The sequence below is a fragment of the Modestobacter lapidis genome (genome assembly GCF_054780755.1).
The window spans coordinates 24,962-38,162 of record NZ_BAAGVS010000008.1; the positions used below are offsets into that span (position 1 = coordinate 24,962).

Below are 13,201 nucleotides of genomic sequence, written 5' to 3' on the forward strand. Positions count from 1 at the left end.
AGAGCCCGGGCATGAGCGGATCCCTGGGCGCCTGCACGGTCGTCGTGCCGACCATCGGGCGGCCGTCCCTCGACGTGCTGCTCGACGCCCTGGCCACCGCCGAGGGGCCCCGGCCGGCGGAGCTGGTGCTGGTCGACGACCGCCCTGCCGGCGACCCGCTGGCGGTCGAGCGCCCCGGCCTGCCCCCGGTCCGGGTGGTGCGCACCGGCGGTGGCGGCCCCGCCCGGGCACGCAACCTGGGCTGGCGCACCGCCCGCACCGAGTGGATCGCCTTCCTCGACGACGACGTCGTCCCCGACCCCGACTGGTACGCCCGGCTGGCCGGCGACCTGGCCGCGCTGCCCGCGGACGCCGCCGGCAGCCAGGGCCGGGTCCGGGTGCCGCTGCCGGCCGACCGCCGGCCCACCGACTGGGAGCGCGGCACCGCCGGGCTGGCCACCAGCAGCTGGATCACCGCCGACCTGGCCTACCGGCGCGCCGCGCTGGCCGCCGTCGGCGGGTTCGACGAGCGCTTCCCGCGGGCCTTCCGGGAGGATTCCGACCTGGCGCTGCGGGTGCTGGACACCGGCGCCCGGCTCACCCGCGGCGAGCGGTGGATCACCCATCCGGTGCGCCCGGTCGACCGCTGGGTCAGCGTCCGGGTGCAGGCCGGCAACGCCGACGACGTCCTGATGCGCCGGCTGCACGGCCCGACCTGGCGGGCGCGCGCCGACGCCGCGCTCGGCCGGCGCCCCCGGCACCTGGCCGTCACCGGCGCCGCGCTGGCCGCCGTCGGCCTCGCCGGCGCCCGGCGGCCGCGCGCCGCGGCACTGGCCGCGCTCGGCTGGGCGGCCGGCACCGCCGAGTTCGCCTGGGCACGCATCGCACCCGGCCCCCGCACCCGGGCCGAAGTCGCGACTATGGCCCTCACGTCGGTCGCGATCCCGCCGCTGGCCACCTGGCACGTCCTCCGCGGCGTCGCGCAGCACCGGGGCGTGCCGCCCTGGCGGGGCCTGCCCGACCTGGTCCTCTTCGACCGCGACGGCACCCTGGTGCACGACGTGCCCTACAACGGCGACCCGGCGCTGGTCCGGCCGGTCGACGGCGCCCGGGCGGCGCTGGACGCGCTGCGCGCCCGCGGCGTGCGGATCGGGCTGGTCAGCAACCAGTCCGGGGTCGGCCGCGGCATGCTGACGATGCCGCAGGTGGCGGCGGTCAACGCCCGGCTCGCCGAGCTGCTCGGCCCGTTCGACACCGTGCAGGTCTGCCCGCACGCCCCCGAGGACGGCTGTGCCTGCCGCAAGCCCGCCCCCGGCATGGTCGAGGCCGCCTGCGCCGAGCTCGGCGTCGACCCGGCCCGCTGCGTGGTCATCGGCGACATCGCCGCCGACGTGGCGGCGGCCGAGGCGGCCGGCGCGGTCGGGATCCTGGTGCCGACGCCGGTCACCCGGCCCGAGGAGGTCACCGCCGCGGTGCACCGGGCGCCCACCCTGACCGAGGCGGTCGACGACGTGCTGGCCGGTGAGTGGTGAGCGGGACGGTGCTCGTCGCCCGGCTGGACAACGCCGGCGACGTGCTGCTGCAGGGGCCGCTGGTCAGGGCGGTCGCCGCCGGCGCCGACCGCGTCGTCGTGCTGGCCGGCCCGCGCGGTGCCGACGCCGCCCGCCTGCTGCCCGGGGTGGACGACGTGCTGACCTGGCACTGCCCGTGGATCGACGCGACCCCGACCCCGGTCGACGCCGCGGACATCGCCGCGCTGGCCGGCCGGGTGCGGGCGCTGGGCGTCGGCGAGGCGGTGATCAGCACCTCGTTCCACCAGTCGCCGCTACCGCTGGCGCTGGTGCTGCGCACCGCCGGCGTGCGGCGCATCTCGGCGATCAGCGTCGACTACCCCGGCTCGCTGCTCGACGTCCGGCACCGGGTCGACGACGACCTGCCCGAGCCGGAGCGGGCGCTGTCGCTGGCCCGCGCCGCCGGGTTCGAGCTGCCCGCCGGCGACGACGGCCGCCTCGCCGTCCGCCGCCCGCTGCCCCCGGTCGGCCGGCAACCCGGCTACGTCGTGCTGCACCCCGGCGCCTCGGTGCCCGCCCGGGCCTGGCCCGCGCAGCGCTGCGCCGAGGCCGTCGAGGCGCTGGCCGACGCCGGCTGGCGGGTGCTGGTCACCGGCGGGCCGGGGGAGCGCGGGCTCACCGCGGCGGTCGCCGGATCCCGCGGCGTCGACCTGGGCGGGGACACCTCGCTGGCCGAGATGGCCGCGCTGCTCGACGGCGCCGCGGCGGTCGTCGTCGGCAACACCGGCCCGGCGCACCTGGCGGCCGCCGTCGGCACCCCCGTCGTCTCGCTGTTCTCCCCGGTCGTGCCGGCCGCCCGGTGGGCGCCCTACGGCGTGCCCACCGTGCTGCTCGGCGACCAGGACGCCCCGTGCCGGGACACGCGGGCCCGCGAGTGCCCGGTGCCCGGCCATCCCTGTCTGACCTCGGTGAGCCCAGCCGACGTCGTCTCGGCGGTAGAGAAGTTGGTGAGCGCATGAAGGTCCTGCTCTGGCACGTGCACGGCTCCTGGACGACGGCGTTCGTGGCGGGCCCGCACGAGTACCTCCTCCCCGTCGTCCCCGGGCGCGGTCCCGACGGCCTCGGCCGCGCCCGCACCTGGACCTGGCCGGCCTCGGCCCGCGAGGTTCCCCCGGAGCAGCTGCGCACCGAGGACGTCGACGTCGTGGTGCTGCAGCGCGCCCGCGACCTGGAACTGGTCCGCGAGTGGCTGGGCCGCGAGCCGGGCCGCGACCTGCCCGCGGTGTTCCTCGAGCACAACGCCCCCGTCGGCGACGTCCCCGACACCCGGCACCCGTTGGCCGACCGGAACGACATCCCGATCGCCCACGTCACGCACTTCAACCAGCTCTTCTACGACAACGGCCGGGCACCGACCACGGTGATCGAGCACGGCATCGTCGACCCCGGCGAGCGCTACACCGGCGAGCTGGCCCGCGCCGCGGTGGTGGTGAACGAACCGGTCCGTCGCGGCCGCACCACCGGCGGCGACCTGCTGCCCGGCCTGGCGGCGGCGGCGCCGGTCGACGTCTTCGGCATGGGCCTGGCCGGGCTGCACGAGCGCTACGGGCTCGACCCCGACCGGGTCGCGCTGCACGACGACCCGCCCCAGGCGGCGATGCACGCCGAGCTGGCCCGCCGCCGGGTCTACGTGCACCCGGTGCGCTGGACCTCCCTCGGCCTGTCGCTGCTGGAGGCGATGCACCTGGGCATGCCGGTCGTCGGGCTGGCCAGCACCGAGGCCGTGGAGGCGGTGCCCGCCGAGGCCGGGGTGCTGTCCACCCGCCCGGAGCGGCTGTGGGCCGCCGTCCGCGAGTTCGTGCACGACGAGGACGCCGCCCGGCTGGCCGGCAAGGCCGCCCGCGCCGCCGCGCTCGAGCGCTACGGCCTGGACCGCTTCCTCGGCGACTGGAACCGGCTGCTGGCCGAGGTGACCCGGTGAGCGGCAGCCGGATGGGCGGTCACCCGCTCACCATCGACCTGGTCAGCGAGCACGCCAGCCCGCTGGCCGCCATCGGCGGCGTCGACGCCGGCGGGCAGAACGTGCACGTCGCGGCGCTGGCCGCGGGCCTGGCCCGCAACGGTCACGCGGTCACCGTGCACACCCGCCGCGACGACGCCGCGCTGCCCGACCGGGTGAGCACCCCCGACGGCTACGACGTCGCGCACGTGGCCGCCGGCCCGCCGGTCGCGCTGCCCAAGGACGACCTGCTCGGCCACATGCCGGCCTTCGCCGCCGCGCTGCGCGCCCGCTGGTCGGTGCAGCGCCCCGACGTCGTGCACGCGCACTTCTGGATGAGCGGCCTGGCCGCGGTCGAGGCGGCCGGCAGCCTGCTCACCCCGGTGCCGGTGCTGCAGACCTTCCACGCGCTGGGCTCGGTGAAGAAGCGGCACCAGGGCGCGGCCGACCCCTCCCCGCCGCAGCGGGTGGAGCTGGAACGCGGGCTGTGCGCGACGGTCGACCAGGTGATCGCCACCTGCTCCGACGAGGTCTTCGAGCTGCGCCGGCTGGGCCTGTCCACCGACCGGGCGTCGATCGTGCCCTGCGGGGTGGACACCGCCGTGTTCAGCCCGCGCGGCCCGGTCGCGCCGCGCTCGGGCCGCCCGCGGCTGCTGGTGCTCGGCCGGCTGGTCGAGCGCAAGGGCCAGGAGGACGCCGTCCGCGCGCTGGCCGCGGTGCCCGACGCCGAGCTGGTCGTCGTCGGCGGGCCGCCCGGCGATTCCCTGGACGCCGACCCGGAGGTGCGCCGGCTGCGCGCCGTCGCCGCATCGCTGGGCGTGGGCGACCGGCTGGTGTTCACCGGCGCGGTGGCCCGGGCCGACGTCCCGGCCTGGGTGCGGTCGGCCGACGTGGTGCTCGCCGTCCCCTGGTACGAGCCGTTCGGCATCACCCCGCTGGAGGCGATGGCCTGCGGCCGCCCGGTCGTGGCCAGCGCCGTCGGCGGGCTGGTCGACACCGTCGCCGACGGGGTCACCGGTGACCTGGTGCCCGCCCGCGACCCGGCGCGGCTCGGTGCCGCGCTGGCCGCGCTGCTGGCCGACGACGAACGCCGCGCGGCCTACGGCACGGCCGGGGTCGCCCGGGTCCGCGCCCGCTACCGGTGGGCCCGCGTGGTGGCCGACACCGAAGCCGTCTACCGGCAGGTGCTGGCCAGCCGGCGCCCGGTGGAGGTGGCCCGATGACCGCAACCCTGGATCCTGGAGGAATGGCGATGGCACCGATCGGTGCGGCTCCGCTGCGAACGGCCGAGGTCGTCTCGCCCGACACCTGTACGCACCTCACCGGTTCCGACCACGTCGCCTCGCTGACCGCCGCGCTGGCCGGCGTCACCGCCCAGGTCGACGTCCTGGACGGCTGGGGCCGGCTGATCGCGGGGGCGCTGTGCGGGCCCGGCCGGGCCCGGCTGCTGGCCGCCGGCAACGGCGGCAGCGCGGCCCAGGCCCAGCACCTCACCGCCGAGCTGGTCGGCCGCTACCGCGCCGACCGGCCACCGTTCTCCGCGATCTGCCTCAACGCCGAGACCTCCAGCCTCACCGCGATCGCCAACGACTACCCGGCCGACGAGCTGTTCGCCCGCCAGGTGGAGGCGCACGGCCGGGCCGGGGACGTCGTCGTGCTGATGTCCACCAGCGGTCGCAGCCCGAACATCGTCGCCGCCGCCCGGCGCGCCCGGGCGGCCGGGATGACCGTGCTGGCGATGACCGGCCCGGCACCCAACCCGCTGGCCGCGGCCGCCGACGAGGCGTTCTGCATCGACTCGGAGTGGACCGCCACCGTGCAGGAGTGCCACCTGGTCGCGCTGCACCTGGTCTGCGCCGCCTTCGACGCCGCTGTGCTGGCCGAGCCGGCCCGGGTGTCCCCGGACACCCACCTGGAGGTGCTCCCGTGAGCGGGCACGTGGTGGTCGTCGGCGACGCGCTGCTCGACGTCGACCTGGTCGGTACCGCCTCCCGGCTGACCCCGGACGCACCGGTCCCGGTGATCGAGGACGTCGAGACGCGCGAGCGCCCCGGCGGCGCGGCGCTGGCCGCGGTGATCGCGGCGGCCGCCACTCCCCGCGAGGTCGTGCTGGTCGCCCCGATGGCCGAGGACGACGGCGCCGCCCGGCTGCGCGCCCTGCTCGCCGGCCGGGTGACGCTGATCGGGATCCCGGCCACCGGTGGCACCGCGGTCAAGCAGCGGGTCCGGGTCGGTGACCACTCGGTGGCGCGGATCGACAGCGGCGACCCGGTCGCCGTCCTCGGGCCGCTGCCGGCCGAGGCGGCCGAGGCGATCCGTACGGCCGCCGCCGTCCTGGTCGCCGACTACGGCCGCGGAACGACGTCGGCCCCCGACGTGCGCGCCGCGCTGACCACCGCCCGCGGGCCGGTCGTCTGGGACCCGCACCCCCGCGGCGCCGACCCGGTGCCGAGCTCCCGGCTGGTCACCCCCAACGGCGCGGAAGCCGCCCGGGTGGCCGCCGACGTGGCCGGCGCCGGGCTGGCCGCGGTCGGCGCGCGGGCCGAGGCGCTCATCCGGCAGTGGGGCGTCGGCGCGGTCGCGGTCACCCTCGGTGCCCGCGGCGCGCTGCTCTCCTACGGCGAAGGTGCGCCGATGGTGGTGCCGGCGGCGCCGGTGACCGGCGGCGACCCGTGCGGCGCCGGCGACTCCTTCGCCGCGGCGGCCGCGCGGGCGCTCGCCGACGGCGCGGTGACCGGCGAGGCCCTGGCCGCCGCGGTGGCCGCGGCCTCGGCGTTCGTCGGCCGCGGCGGGGCGACGTCCTGGGACGCGGCTCCTGCTGCCGGGGCGGCGCCCGCCCCGGGCGTGGACGCGCTGCTGGCGCGCGTCCGGGCGGCCGGCGGCACCGTCGTCGCCACCGGCGGCTGCTTCGATCTGCTGCACGCCGGGCACGTCGCCACCCTGCGGGCCGCCCGCGGGCTGGGCGACTGCCTGGTGGTCTGCATCAACTCCGACGCCTCGGTGCGCCGGCTGAAGGGCCCGTCCCGGCCGCTGGTCAGCGCCCCCGACCGGGCCCGGGTACTGGAGGCGCTGGAGTTCGTCGACGCCGTCGTCGTCTTCGACGAGGACACCCCGGCCCAGGTGCTCGACCGGCTGCGCCCCGACGTGTGGGCCAAGGGCGGCGACTACGCCGGCGCGGACCTCCCCGAGGCCGCCGTGCTGCGCAGCTGGGGCGGGCAGGCCGTCGTCCTGCCCTACCTGGACGGGCACTCGACCACCGCCCTGGTCGAGCGCTCCCGGGTGTGAGAAAGGACCCCGCTGCCCCCCACGCCTCGCAGGCTCGGCGCGGGCCCCTGCAGCAGGGCCACGCGTCGGGGCTCTCGGTATCGAGAGCCCCCCAGGCGGTGGTGCTGCGGCCGCTGGGGCTCGGTGACCTGCTCACCGGCGTGCCGGCGATCCGCGGCATCCGGGCCGCCGTCCCCGGCCACCGGCTGGTGCTGGCGACGACGGCGGCGCTGGCCCCGCTCGCCGGGCTCCTCGACGCCGTCGACGAGGTGCTGCCCGCCCGCGAGCTCGAGCCGCTCGACTGGTCCGGCCCACCGCCCGAGCTCGCCGTCGACCTGCACGGCAAGGGGCCGCTGTCGCACGCCGTCGTCGCCGGGCTGCACCCCGGGCGGCTGCTGACCTTCGACAGCCCCGGCTACCCGGGCCCGACCTGGTACCCCGACGAGCACGAGGTGCGCCGCTGGTGCCGGCTGGTCGACGAGGGGCTCGGCGCGGCCTGCGATCCCGACGCGCTGGACCTCGCCGTGCCGGCCGTGCCGGCGCCGGTGACCGGGGCCTCGGTCGTGCACCCGGGCGCCGCGTTCCCCGGCCGGCGCTGGCCGCCCGACCGGTTCGCCGCCGTCGCCCGGCACCTCGCCGGGCGCGGGCACGACGTGCGGATCACCGGGGGGCCCGCCGAGGTGGAGCTGGCGCGGGCGGTGGCCGCCGCGGCCGGGCTGCCGGACGCCGCGGTGCTCGCCGGGCGGACGACGTCGCTGGAACTGGCCGCCGTGGTCGCCGCCGCCCGGGTGGTGGTCTGCGGTGACACCGGGGTCGCGCACCTGGCGACCGCCTACCGCCGTCCCTCGGTCGTGCTGTTCGGGCCGGTGTCGCCGGCGCTGTGGGGCCCGCCGGCCAGGGCGGGGAAGCGGGGGCCGTTGCACGTCGTCCGCTGGCACGGCGACGGCGCCGGCGACCCGTGGGGCGCCGAGCTCGACCCCGCCCTGGCCCGGGTGACCGTCGCGGAGGTCACCGCGGCCCTCGACCGCCTGCTCTAGTGGCCCCCTGCAGGGGCCCGCCGCGAGCGGGCGAGTGGCGGGGGACAGTGGGGTCCTTCGTCAGCCGGCGTGCGCGGCCGCCAGCTCCCGGGTGGCGGCGAACCAGTCGACCGTGCGGCGCAGCCCCTCGGCGGAGGGCACCGAGGGCCGCCAGGCGAGCAGCTCCTCGGCCCGGGTGGTGTCCGGGCGGCGCACCTTCGGGTCGTCGACCGGCAGGTCGATGAACTCGACCGGTGACGACGAGCCGGTGAGCTCGACGATCCACCGGGCCAGCCGCAGCATGGACAGCTCGTCGGGGTTGCCGATGTTCACCGGGCCGGCGTGCGGGGAGCCGGCGAGCTCGAGGATGCCGCGCACCGTGTCGTCGACGTAGCAGATCGACCGGGTCTGGGAGCCGTCGCCGGCCACCGTGAGCGGGCGCCCGGACAGCGCCTGGCCGATGAAGGCGGGGATCGCGCGGCCGTCGTCGGCGCGCATCCGCGGGCCGTAGGTGTTGAAGATGCGCACGATGCCGGTGTCGATGCCCTGCGAGGTGCGGTAGGCGGTGGTCAGCGCCTCGCTGAACCGCTTCGCCTCGTCGTAGACCCCGCGGGGGCCCACCGGGTTGACGTTGCCCCAGTAGTCCTCGGGCTGCGGGTGCACCAGCGGGTCGCCGTACACCTCGGAGGTGGAGGCCAGCACGTAGCGGGCGCCCTTGTCCTTGGCCAGGCCGAGGGTGTGCAGGGTGCCCAGGCTGCCCACCTTGAGCGTCTCGATCGGCATCCTGAGGTAGTCCAGCGGGCTGGCCGGCGAGGCGAAGTGCAGCACCAGGTCGACCGGGCCGGGGACGTGCACGTAGTCGGTGACGTCGCAGCGCACCAGCCGGAAACCGGGGTGCTCCATCAGGTGCAGCACGTTCTCCGGGGAGCCGGTGAGGAAGTTGTCCAGGCACACCACCTCGACGTCCCGGGCGAGGAGTTGCTCGCACAGGTGCGAACCGAGGAACCCGGCACCGCCGGTCACCACGGCGCGGCGGACCTCCCGCGCGCTGCGCACTGCGGTGTGCACCATCGACGTCCTCCTCCTCGTGCGGGTCGGCCCCGCGTCGCGGACAGCCCCTACCCGTAGATCAACTTCGCACACTTCGACGCCGAAGTGTTGTCCTCCGGCCCCCTGCAGGGTCCCGCCGCGAGCTTGCGAGCGGTGGGGGGCAGGGGGTCCTCCTGTTACTGGAGGTAGTTCTCCACCTGCGGCTCGGGGCGGGGGCTGGCCTCGTCCGGGTTCTCCCCGTACTGCCGCTTGGCGTCGCGCTGGCGCAGGAGATCCCACAACTGGTCGCGGTCGTGCTCGATCTGGGTCAGCCGGGCCCGCTGCTCGTCGGTGTGCTCCGCGCTGTCGCGCAGCCGGTGCTCCTCCTCGACCAGCGCCTCGATGCGGCTGCGGATGTCCTTGTCGTCGTCGTCGGCCATGGGGTGTCCTCTCCTCGGTGCTCGGTCGTCGTCCCTGAGCCTGCCCCGGAGCGGCGCCGGGAAACCGGCCGCGCGTGGTCCGTCCCGGGCGGTAGCGTGGCCGGGTGGAGCAGCGGGTGAGCCTGGTCACCCTCGGGGTGTTCGACGTGGCCCGGGCGCGCGCCTTCTACGAGGCGCTGGGCTGGCGCGGCCAGGAGGTCGAGCAGACGGTGTTCTTCCAGGCCGGCGGCCTGGCCGTGGTCCTGTGGGGGCGCGCCGCGCTCGCCGCGGACGCGTGCGTGGAGGACACCGGCGCCGCGTTCGGCGGCACGGCGCTGGCGCACAACGTCCGCTCGCCCGCGGAGGTCGACGCGGTGCTCGCCGAGGCGGCCGCCGCCGGCGCGACGGTCAGCCGCCCCGCCGCCCGGACGTTCTACGGCGGGTACGCCGGCTGCTTCGCCGACCCCGACGGCCACGTCTGGGAGATCGCGTTCAACCCCGGCTTCCCGCTGGGCCCGGACGGTGCGCTCACCGTTCCCGACCTCGGCGGTTCCTGACCCCCGTCTCAGACCTCCGGCACCCAGCCCTCGACGAAGGCCGCCTGCCGCCGGTCCACCGCGCCCCCGGCCCGGCCCAGCGCCAGCAGCGCGGCCCGGTCCAGCGGCACCCGCACCGCACGCCGACCGGGCGCGGCCGTCCGGGCGGTGTGCCCGGCGGTCACGAGGTCCGGCCACGGCCGGTCCAGCTGGGCCAGGACCCGGTCCAGGGCGGCCCCCGCGGGCCCGGCGTTGCCCTCGACCAGCGCGGTGACGAAGCGGGGGTCGCTGGCGATCACCCGGGTGCCGTCGCGGAAACTGCCGGCGGCCAGGCCCAGCGCCAGCGGACCGGCCTCCGCCGCGGCGGCGGCCAGCGCCGCGGCCAGCAGGTGCGGAACGGCGGAGATCGCCGCCACCGCGTCGTCGTGCTCGGCGGCGGTCACCGGGACGACCTCGGCCCCGACCGCCAGCGCCACCTCCGCGACCCGCAGCCAGCGGCGCAGGTCGGTTCCCGGCTCCAGGCACAGGGCCCACCGGGCGCCGGCGAACAGGGTCGGGTCGGTGGCCTGGTGGCCGGAGCGCTCGGTGCCGCACATCGGGTGCCCGCCGACGAAGCGGTCACCGTGGGCGGCGCCGAGCGCGGCGACCACCGCTCCCTTCACCGACCCGATGTCGGTGACGGTCGCGTCGGGGTCCAGGAACAGCCCGTCCAGCGCGCTGGTCAGCGCCGGCATCGGGACGGCGAGCACCACCACCCCGGTCAGCTCCGGGCTGATCGCCACCCCGCGGGCCGCGGCCGCACCCCGGGCGGAGGGGTCGACGTCCCAGCCGGAGACCGGCCGGCCCGCGGCGACCAGCGCGGCGGCCAGCGAGCCGCCGAGCTGGCCGAGCCCGACGACCGAGACCGGCGGGACGGGCATCGTCGGCACCGGGAAGCTCACGGCCGGGGCTCCCCGGCGGGGCCGGCCCAGGAGGTGCCCAGCCGGAACACCCTGGCCAGCGCGGTGGCCACCCGCCGGCCGTCGCCGGTGCTGACGTCGATCCGGTAGACCGCCGTCCGGCCGGTGCGGTGCACCTCGACGCCCTCGGCGACGAGCCGGTCGCCGGCGCGGGCGGCGTCGAGGAACTCGGTGTGCACGTCCTGGGCCACCGCGAGCGTGCCGTGGCTGTTGCTCACCGCCGCGTGCACCACGTCGATGAGCGCCATGGTCGCCCCGCCGTGCGCGGTGCCCACGGCGTTCAGGTGCCGGGGGCCGACGGTCATCGCCGCCCGGGCGTAGCCGGCACCGACGAACTCCAGCTCGATGCCCAGCAGTGCGGCCAGCGGATCGGCGGCCAGGGCCCCGAACAGGGTGGGGTCGACGGCGTCGTCGCCGGCCGCCGCGTCGCCGGCGGTCTCGGTGCTGTCGGTCGCGGGGTCGTCGGCCATGATCTGAAGGCTATGGCCTCCCCGCCCCGCCCCTCCGGAACCCATCCGCCCGTGCTGCGGCCGAGCTTCGCCGTGCGGGTGAGCCGCCCTGCCGGGCGCTGGTCCTGCGAGCTGCTCGCCGCCGACGCCGGCGACGAGCTGCCCGTGCTCGAGCGGGCGCTGGGGGAGCCGGGCGCCGGTGGCTGGCCGGGGCCCTTCGTGCTGGTCGTGGACAGCCGGCTCTACTTCGTCGTGCTGCGGCACGGCCCGGGTGGTCTGGTCCGCGCGCTCATCTCCGACGCCACCTTCCAGGAGTGGCTGCTGGCCGCGGAGGTGGTCGAGCGGTACGGCATCGGCGCCGAGGACGGCTCCTCCTTCGCCGCCACCGTCGACGACGCCTTCGACGACGACGGGACCGGCTGGCCCGGCGGCGACCTCGCCGTCCTCGCCGACGCCGGGCTGCCCGCCGACGAGCTGGGGCTGCTGCTCGCCGCCGACGACCTCTGGGCCGACGAGATGGTGCTGCGCATCGCCGAGCGACTGGGCTTCGCCGAGCAGCTGATCGCGGTGGCCGCACCGTGACCGCCTCCCGGGACGCCGTCGTCACGGCCGTCGTGTTCGACCTGGGCGGGGTGCTCACCGGCAGCCCGATGACCGCGTTCGGCGCCTACGAGGCCGAGGCCGGCCTGCCGGACGGACTGGTCCGCCGGCTGAGCAGCAGCCACCCCGACGCGAACGCCTGGGCTCGCTACGAGCGCGGCGAGCTCGACGTCGCCGGCTTCCGCGCCGCCTTCGAGGCCGAGGCGGCCGCGGCCGGGTACACCGTGGACGCCGGCCGGGTGCTGGCGGCGTTGGCCGGGGAGCTGCGGCCGGCGATGGTCGGAGCCGTGCGCCGGCTGCGGAGCGCCGGCGTGCCGCTGGCGCTGCTGTCGAACAACGTCGCCCCGATGCCGCGCACCGGGCCGCTGGGGGAGCTGCTCGGCCTCTTCGACGCGGTGGTCGAGTCCTCGGTGGAGGGCGTGCGCAAGCCCGAGCCGGCGATCTACTCCCGCACTTTGGAGCGGCTGTCGACGGCCGCCGGACGCCCCGTCGCGGCCACCGACTGCGGCTACCTCGACGACCTGGGGATCAACCTCAAGCCGGCCCGGGCGATGGGCTTCCGCACCCTCAAGGTCATCGAGCCGGGCGCGGCGCTGGCCGAGCTCTCGGTGCTCACGGGGCTCGACCTGGCGACCGACCCCGCGGACGGCGGGCAGCGGTGACCACCGCCCGGGGAGGTACCTCCCGACGATCTAGTGCTCTGAGTACCCCCGGTACGCAGAGCACTAGATGGCGGGATGTGGATGCGACTCCCGGCCTTCGTGCTCTGAGTGCGGTGGGTACGCAGAGCACTAGATGCCGCAGGGGTACCCGGTGAACGAGGACCGGGCGATGCTGCGGGCGCTGGAGCTGGCGGCCGCCGCTCAGGAGTGGGGGGACACGCCGATCGGCGCCGTCGTCCTCGGGGCGGACGGAAACGTGCTGGCCGAGGCAGCCAACGAGCGGGAGAAGCGCGGTGACCCGACCGCGCACGCCGAGGTGCTGGCGCTGCGGGCGGCCGCCCGGGTGCACGGCGACGGCTGGCGGCTGACCGGCGCGACCCTCGTGGTCAGCCTGGAGCCGTGCACGATGTGCGCCGGCGCCAGCGTGCTGGCCCGGGTCTCCCGGGTGGTCTACGGCGCCGACGACCCGAAGGCCGGCGCCGCCGGATCGCTCTGGGACGTCGTCCGGGACCGGCGGCTCAACCACCGTCCCGAGGTGGTGGGCGGGATCCGCGCCGAGGAGTCCGGCGCGCTGCTACGTGCGTTCTTCCGGGCCAAGCGGGGCCTGTAGTCTTTTCGGCGGTGGCGTGTCCGAGCGGCCGAAGGAGCACGCCTCGAAAGCGTGTGAGGTGCAAGCCTCCGTGGGTTCAAATCCCACCGCCACCGCGTTCCGACGGCGGCGTCCGGTTCCCACGAGGGAACGGGGCGCCGCCGTCGTCGTTCCCCGGCCCGACCGGCC

Annotated in this window: 15 protein-coding genes and 1 tRNA gene; 12 read left to right on the top strand and 4 right to left on the bottom strand. The window is 77.3% G+C overall.

Annotated elements, in window-relative coordinates:
• Nucleotides 1-11 precede the first annotated feature (11 nt).
• The 7 genes from ACYVG5_RS10845 (at nucleotide 12) to ACYVG5_RS10875 (ending at nucleotide 7,790) form a co-directional block, all read left to right on the top strand.
• Nucleotides 12-1,511: an HAD-IIIA family hydrolase gene (locus ACYVG5_RS10845; RefSeq protein ID WP_460683170.1), complete on the top strand. Its 1,500-nt coding sequence runs from the start codon at nucleotides 12-14 to the stop codon at nucleotides 1,509-1,511.
• On the top strand, nucleotides 1,508-2,509 hold the full coding sequence (locus ACYVG5_RS10850; RefSeq protein WP_460683171.1) for a glycosyltransferase family 9 protein: 1,002 nt from the start codon (nucleotides 1,508-1,510) through the stop codon (nucleotides 2,507-2,509). The genes ACYVG5_RS10845 and ACYVG5_RS10850 overlap by 4 nt, the downstream gene beginning before the upstream one ends.
• Complete coding sequence (locus ACYVG5_RS10855; protein ID WP_222047505.1) at nucleotides 2,506-3,471, top strand: glycosyltransferase; 966 nt, start codon at nucleotides 2,506-2,508, stop codon at nucleotides 3,469-3,471. The genes ACYVG5_RS10850 and ACYVG5_RS10855 overlap by 4 nt, the downstream gene beginning before the upstream one ends.
• A complete protein-coding gene (locus tag ACYVG5_RS10860) occupies nucleotides 3,468-4,712 on the top strand; it encodes a glycosyltransferase (RefSeq protein WP_222047502.1) in 1,245 nt (414 codons plus the stop codon). Before ACYVG5_RS10855 ends, ACYVG5_RS10860 begins: the two co-directional genes overlap by 4 nt.
• On the top strand, nucleotides 4,709-5,419 hold the full coding sequence (locus tag ACYVG5_RS10865; RefSeq protein ID WP_246629975.1) for a D-sedoheptulose-7-phosphate isomerase: 711 nt from the start codon (nucleotides 4,709-4,711) through the stop codon (nucleotides 5,417-5,419). The genes ACYVG5_RS10860 and ACYVG5_RS10865 overlap by 4 nt, the downstream gene beginning before the upstream one ends.
• On the top strand, nucleotides 5,416-6,774 hold the full coding sequence (gene rfaE2 / locus ACYVG5_RS10870) for a D-glycero-beta-D-manno-heptose 1-phosphate adenylyltransferase (protein WP_460683172.1): 1,359 nt from the start codon (nucleotides 5,416-5,418) through the stop codon (nucleotides 6,772-6,774). Before ACYVG5_RS10865 ends, rfaE2 begins: the two co-directional genes overlap by 4 nt.
• A gap of 98 nt (nucleotides 6,775-6,872) precedes the next feature.
• Nucleotides 6,873-7,790 (top strand): glycosyltransferase family 9 protein, encoded by a 918-nt coding sequence (locus ACYVG5_RS10875; protein ID WP_460683173.1) that lies wholly within the window; start codon nucleotides 6,873-6,875, stop codon nucleotides 7,788-7,790.
• 60 nt (nucleotides 7,791-7,850) lie between these two features.
• On the opposite strand, the gene ACYVG5_RS10880 is transcribed toward ACYVG5_RS10875, so the two are convergent.
• Nucleotides 7,851-8,840, bottom strand: coding sequence for a UDP-glucuronic acid decarboxylase family protein (locus ACYVG5_RS10880; protein WP_222047496.1), 990 nt, complete (start codon nucleotides 8,838-8,840; stop codon nucleotides 7,851-7,853).
• 155 nt (nucleotides 8,841-8,995) lie between these two features.
• Nucleotides 8,996-9,238, bottom strand: a complete 243-nt coding sequence (locus ACYVG5_RS10885; RefSeq protein WP_222047493.1) for a DUF2630 family protein — start codon at nucleotides 9,236-9,238, stop codon at nucleotides 8,996-8,998.
• A gap of 104 nt (nucleotides 9,239-9,342) precedes the next feature.
• On the opposite strand from ACYVG5_RS10885, the gene ACYVG5_RS10890 reads away from it, so the two are divergent.
• Nucleotides 9,343-9,774: a VOC family protein gene (locus tag ACYVG5_RS10890; RefSeq protein ID WP_222047490.1), complete on the top strand. Its 432-nt coding sequence runs from the start codon at nucleotides 9,343-9,345 to the stop codon at nucleotides 9,772-9,774.
• An 8-nt stretch (nucleotides 9,775-9,782) separates the two neighbouring features.
• On the opposite strand, the gene ACYVG5_RS10895 is transcribed toward ACYVG5_RS10890, so the two are convergent.
• Nucleotides 9,783-10,694: a prephenate dehydrogenase/arogenate dehydrogenase family protein gene (locus ACYVG5_RS10895; RefSeq protein ID WP_460683174.1), complete on the bottom strand. Its 912-nt coding sequence runs from the start codon at nucleotides 10,692-10,694 to the stop codon at nucleotides 9,783-9,785.
• Complete coding sequence (locus ACYVG5_RS10900) at nucleotides 10,691-11,182, bottom strand: PaaI family thioesterase (protein WP_222047487.1); 492 nt, start codon at nucleotides 11,180-11,182, stop codon at nucleotides 10,691-10,693. Before ACYVG5_RS10900 ends, ACYVG5_RS10895 begins: the two co-directional genes overlap by 4 nt.
• A 12-nt stretch (nucleotides 11,183-11,194) precedes the next feature.
• Here ACYVG5_RS10900 and ACYVG5_RS10905 point away from each other — a divergent pair, with 12 nt between their 5' ends.
• From ACYVG5_RS10905 to ACYVG5_RS10920, 4 genes are all read left to right on the top strand, one after another.
• On the top strand, nucleotides 11,195-11,743 hold the full coding sequence (locus ACYVG5_RS10905) for a tRNA adenosine deaminase-associated protein (RefSeq protein ID WP_222047484.1): 549 nt from the start codon (nucleotides 11,195-11,197) through the stop codon (nucleotides 11,741-11,743).
• On the top strand, nucleotides 11,740-12,423 hold the full coding sequence (locus ACYVG5_RS10910; RefSeq protein WP_222047481.1) for an HAD family hydrolase: 684 nt from the start codon (nucleotides 11,740-11,742) through the stop codon (nucleotides 12,421-12,423). The genes ACYVG5_RS10905 and ACYVG5_RS10910 overlap by 4 nt, the downstream gene beginning before the upstream one ends.
• Nucleotides 12,424-12,556: 133 nt before the next feature.
• The gene (locus ACYVG5_RS10915; RefSeq protein WP_246629974.1) at nucleotides 12,557-13,033 is read left to right on the top strand and encodes a nucleoside deaminase; all 477 of its coding nucleotides are present in this window, start codon (nucleotides 12,557-12,559) and stop codon (nucleotides 13,031-13,033) included.
• Nucleotides 13,034-13,043: 10 nt separating this feature from the next.
• Nucleotides 13,044-13,128: transfer RNA gene (locus ACYVG5_RS10920), tRNA-Ser, on the top strand.
• Nucleotides 13,129-13,201: the final 73 nt, after the last annotated feature.

Coding starts and splice junctions, on each gene's coding strand:
- ACYVG5_RS10845 (WP_460683170.1), top strand. CDS start 12: ATGAGCGGATCCCTGGGCGCCTGCACGGTCGTCGTGCCGACCATCGGG.
- ACYVG5_RS10855 (WP_222047505.1), top strand. CDS start 2,506: ATGAAGGTCCTGCTCTGGCACGTGCACGGCTCCTGGACGACGGCGTTC.
- ACYVG5_RS10865 (WP_246629975.1), top strand. CDS start 4,709: ATGACCGCAACCCTGGATCCTGGAGGAATGGCGATGGCACCGATCGGT.
- ACYVG5_RS10880 (WP_222047496.1), bottom strand. CDS start 8,840: ATGGTGCACACCGCAGTGCGCAGCGCGCGGGAGGTCCGCCGCGCCGTG.
- ACYVG5_RS10885 (WP_222047493.1), bottom strand. CDS start 9,238: ATGGCCGACGACGACGACAAGGACATCCGCAGCCGCATCGAGGCGCTG.
- ACYVG5_RS10900 (WP_222047487.1), bottom strand. CDS start 11,182: ATGGCCGACGACCCCGCGACCGACAGCACCGAGACCGCCGGCGACGCG.
- ACYVG5_RS10905 (WP_222047484.1), top strand. CDS start 11,195: ATGGCCTCCCCGCCCCGCCCCTCCGGAACCCATCCGCCCGTGCTGCGG.
- ACYVG5_RS10915 (WP_246629974.1), top strand. CDS start 12,557: ATGCCGCAGGGGTACCCGGTGAACGAGGACCGGGCGATGCTGCGGGCG.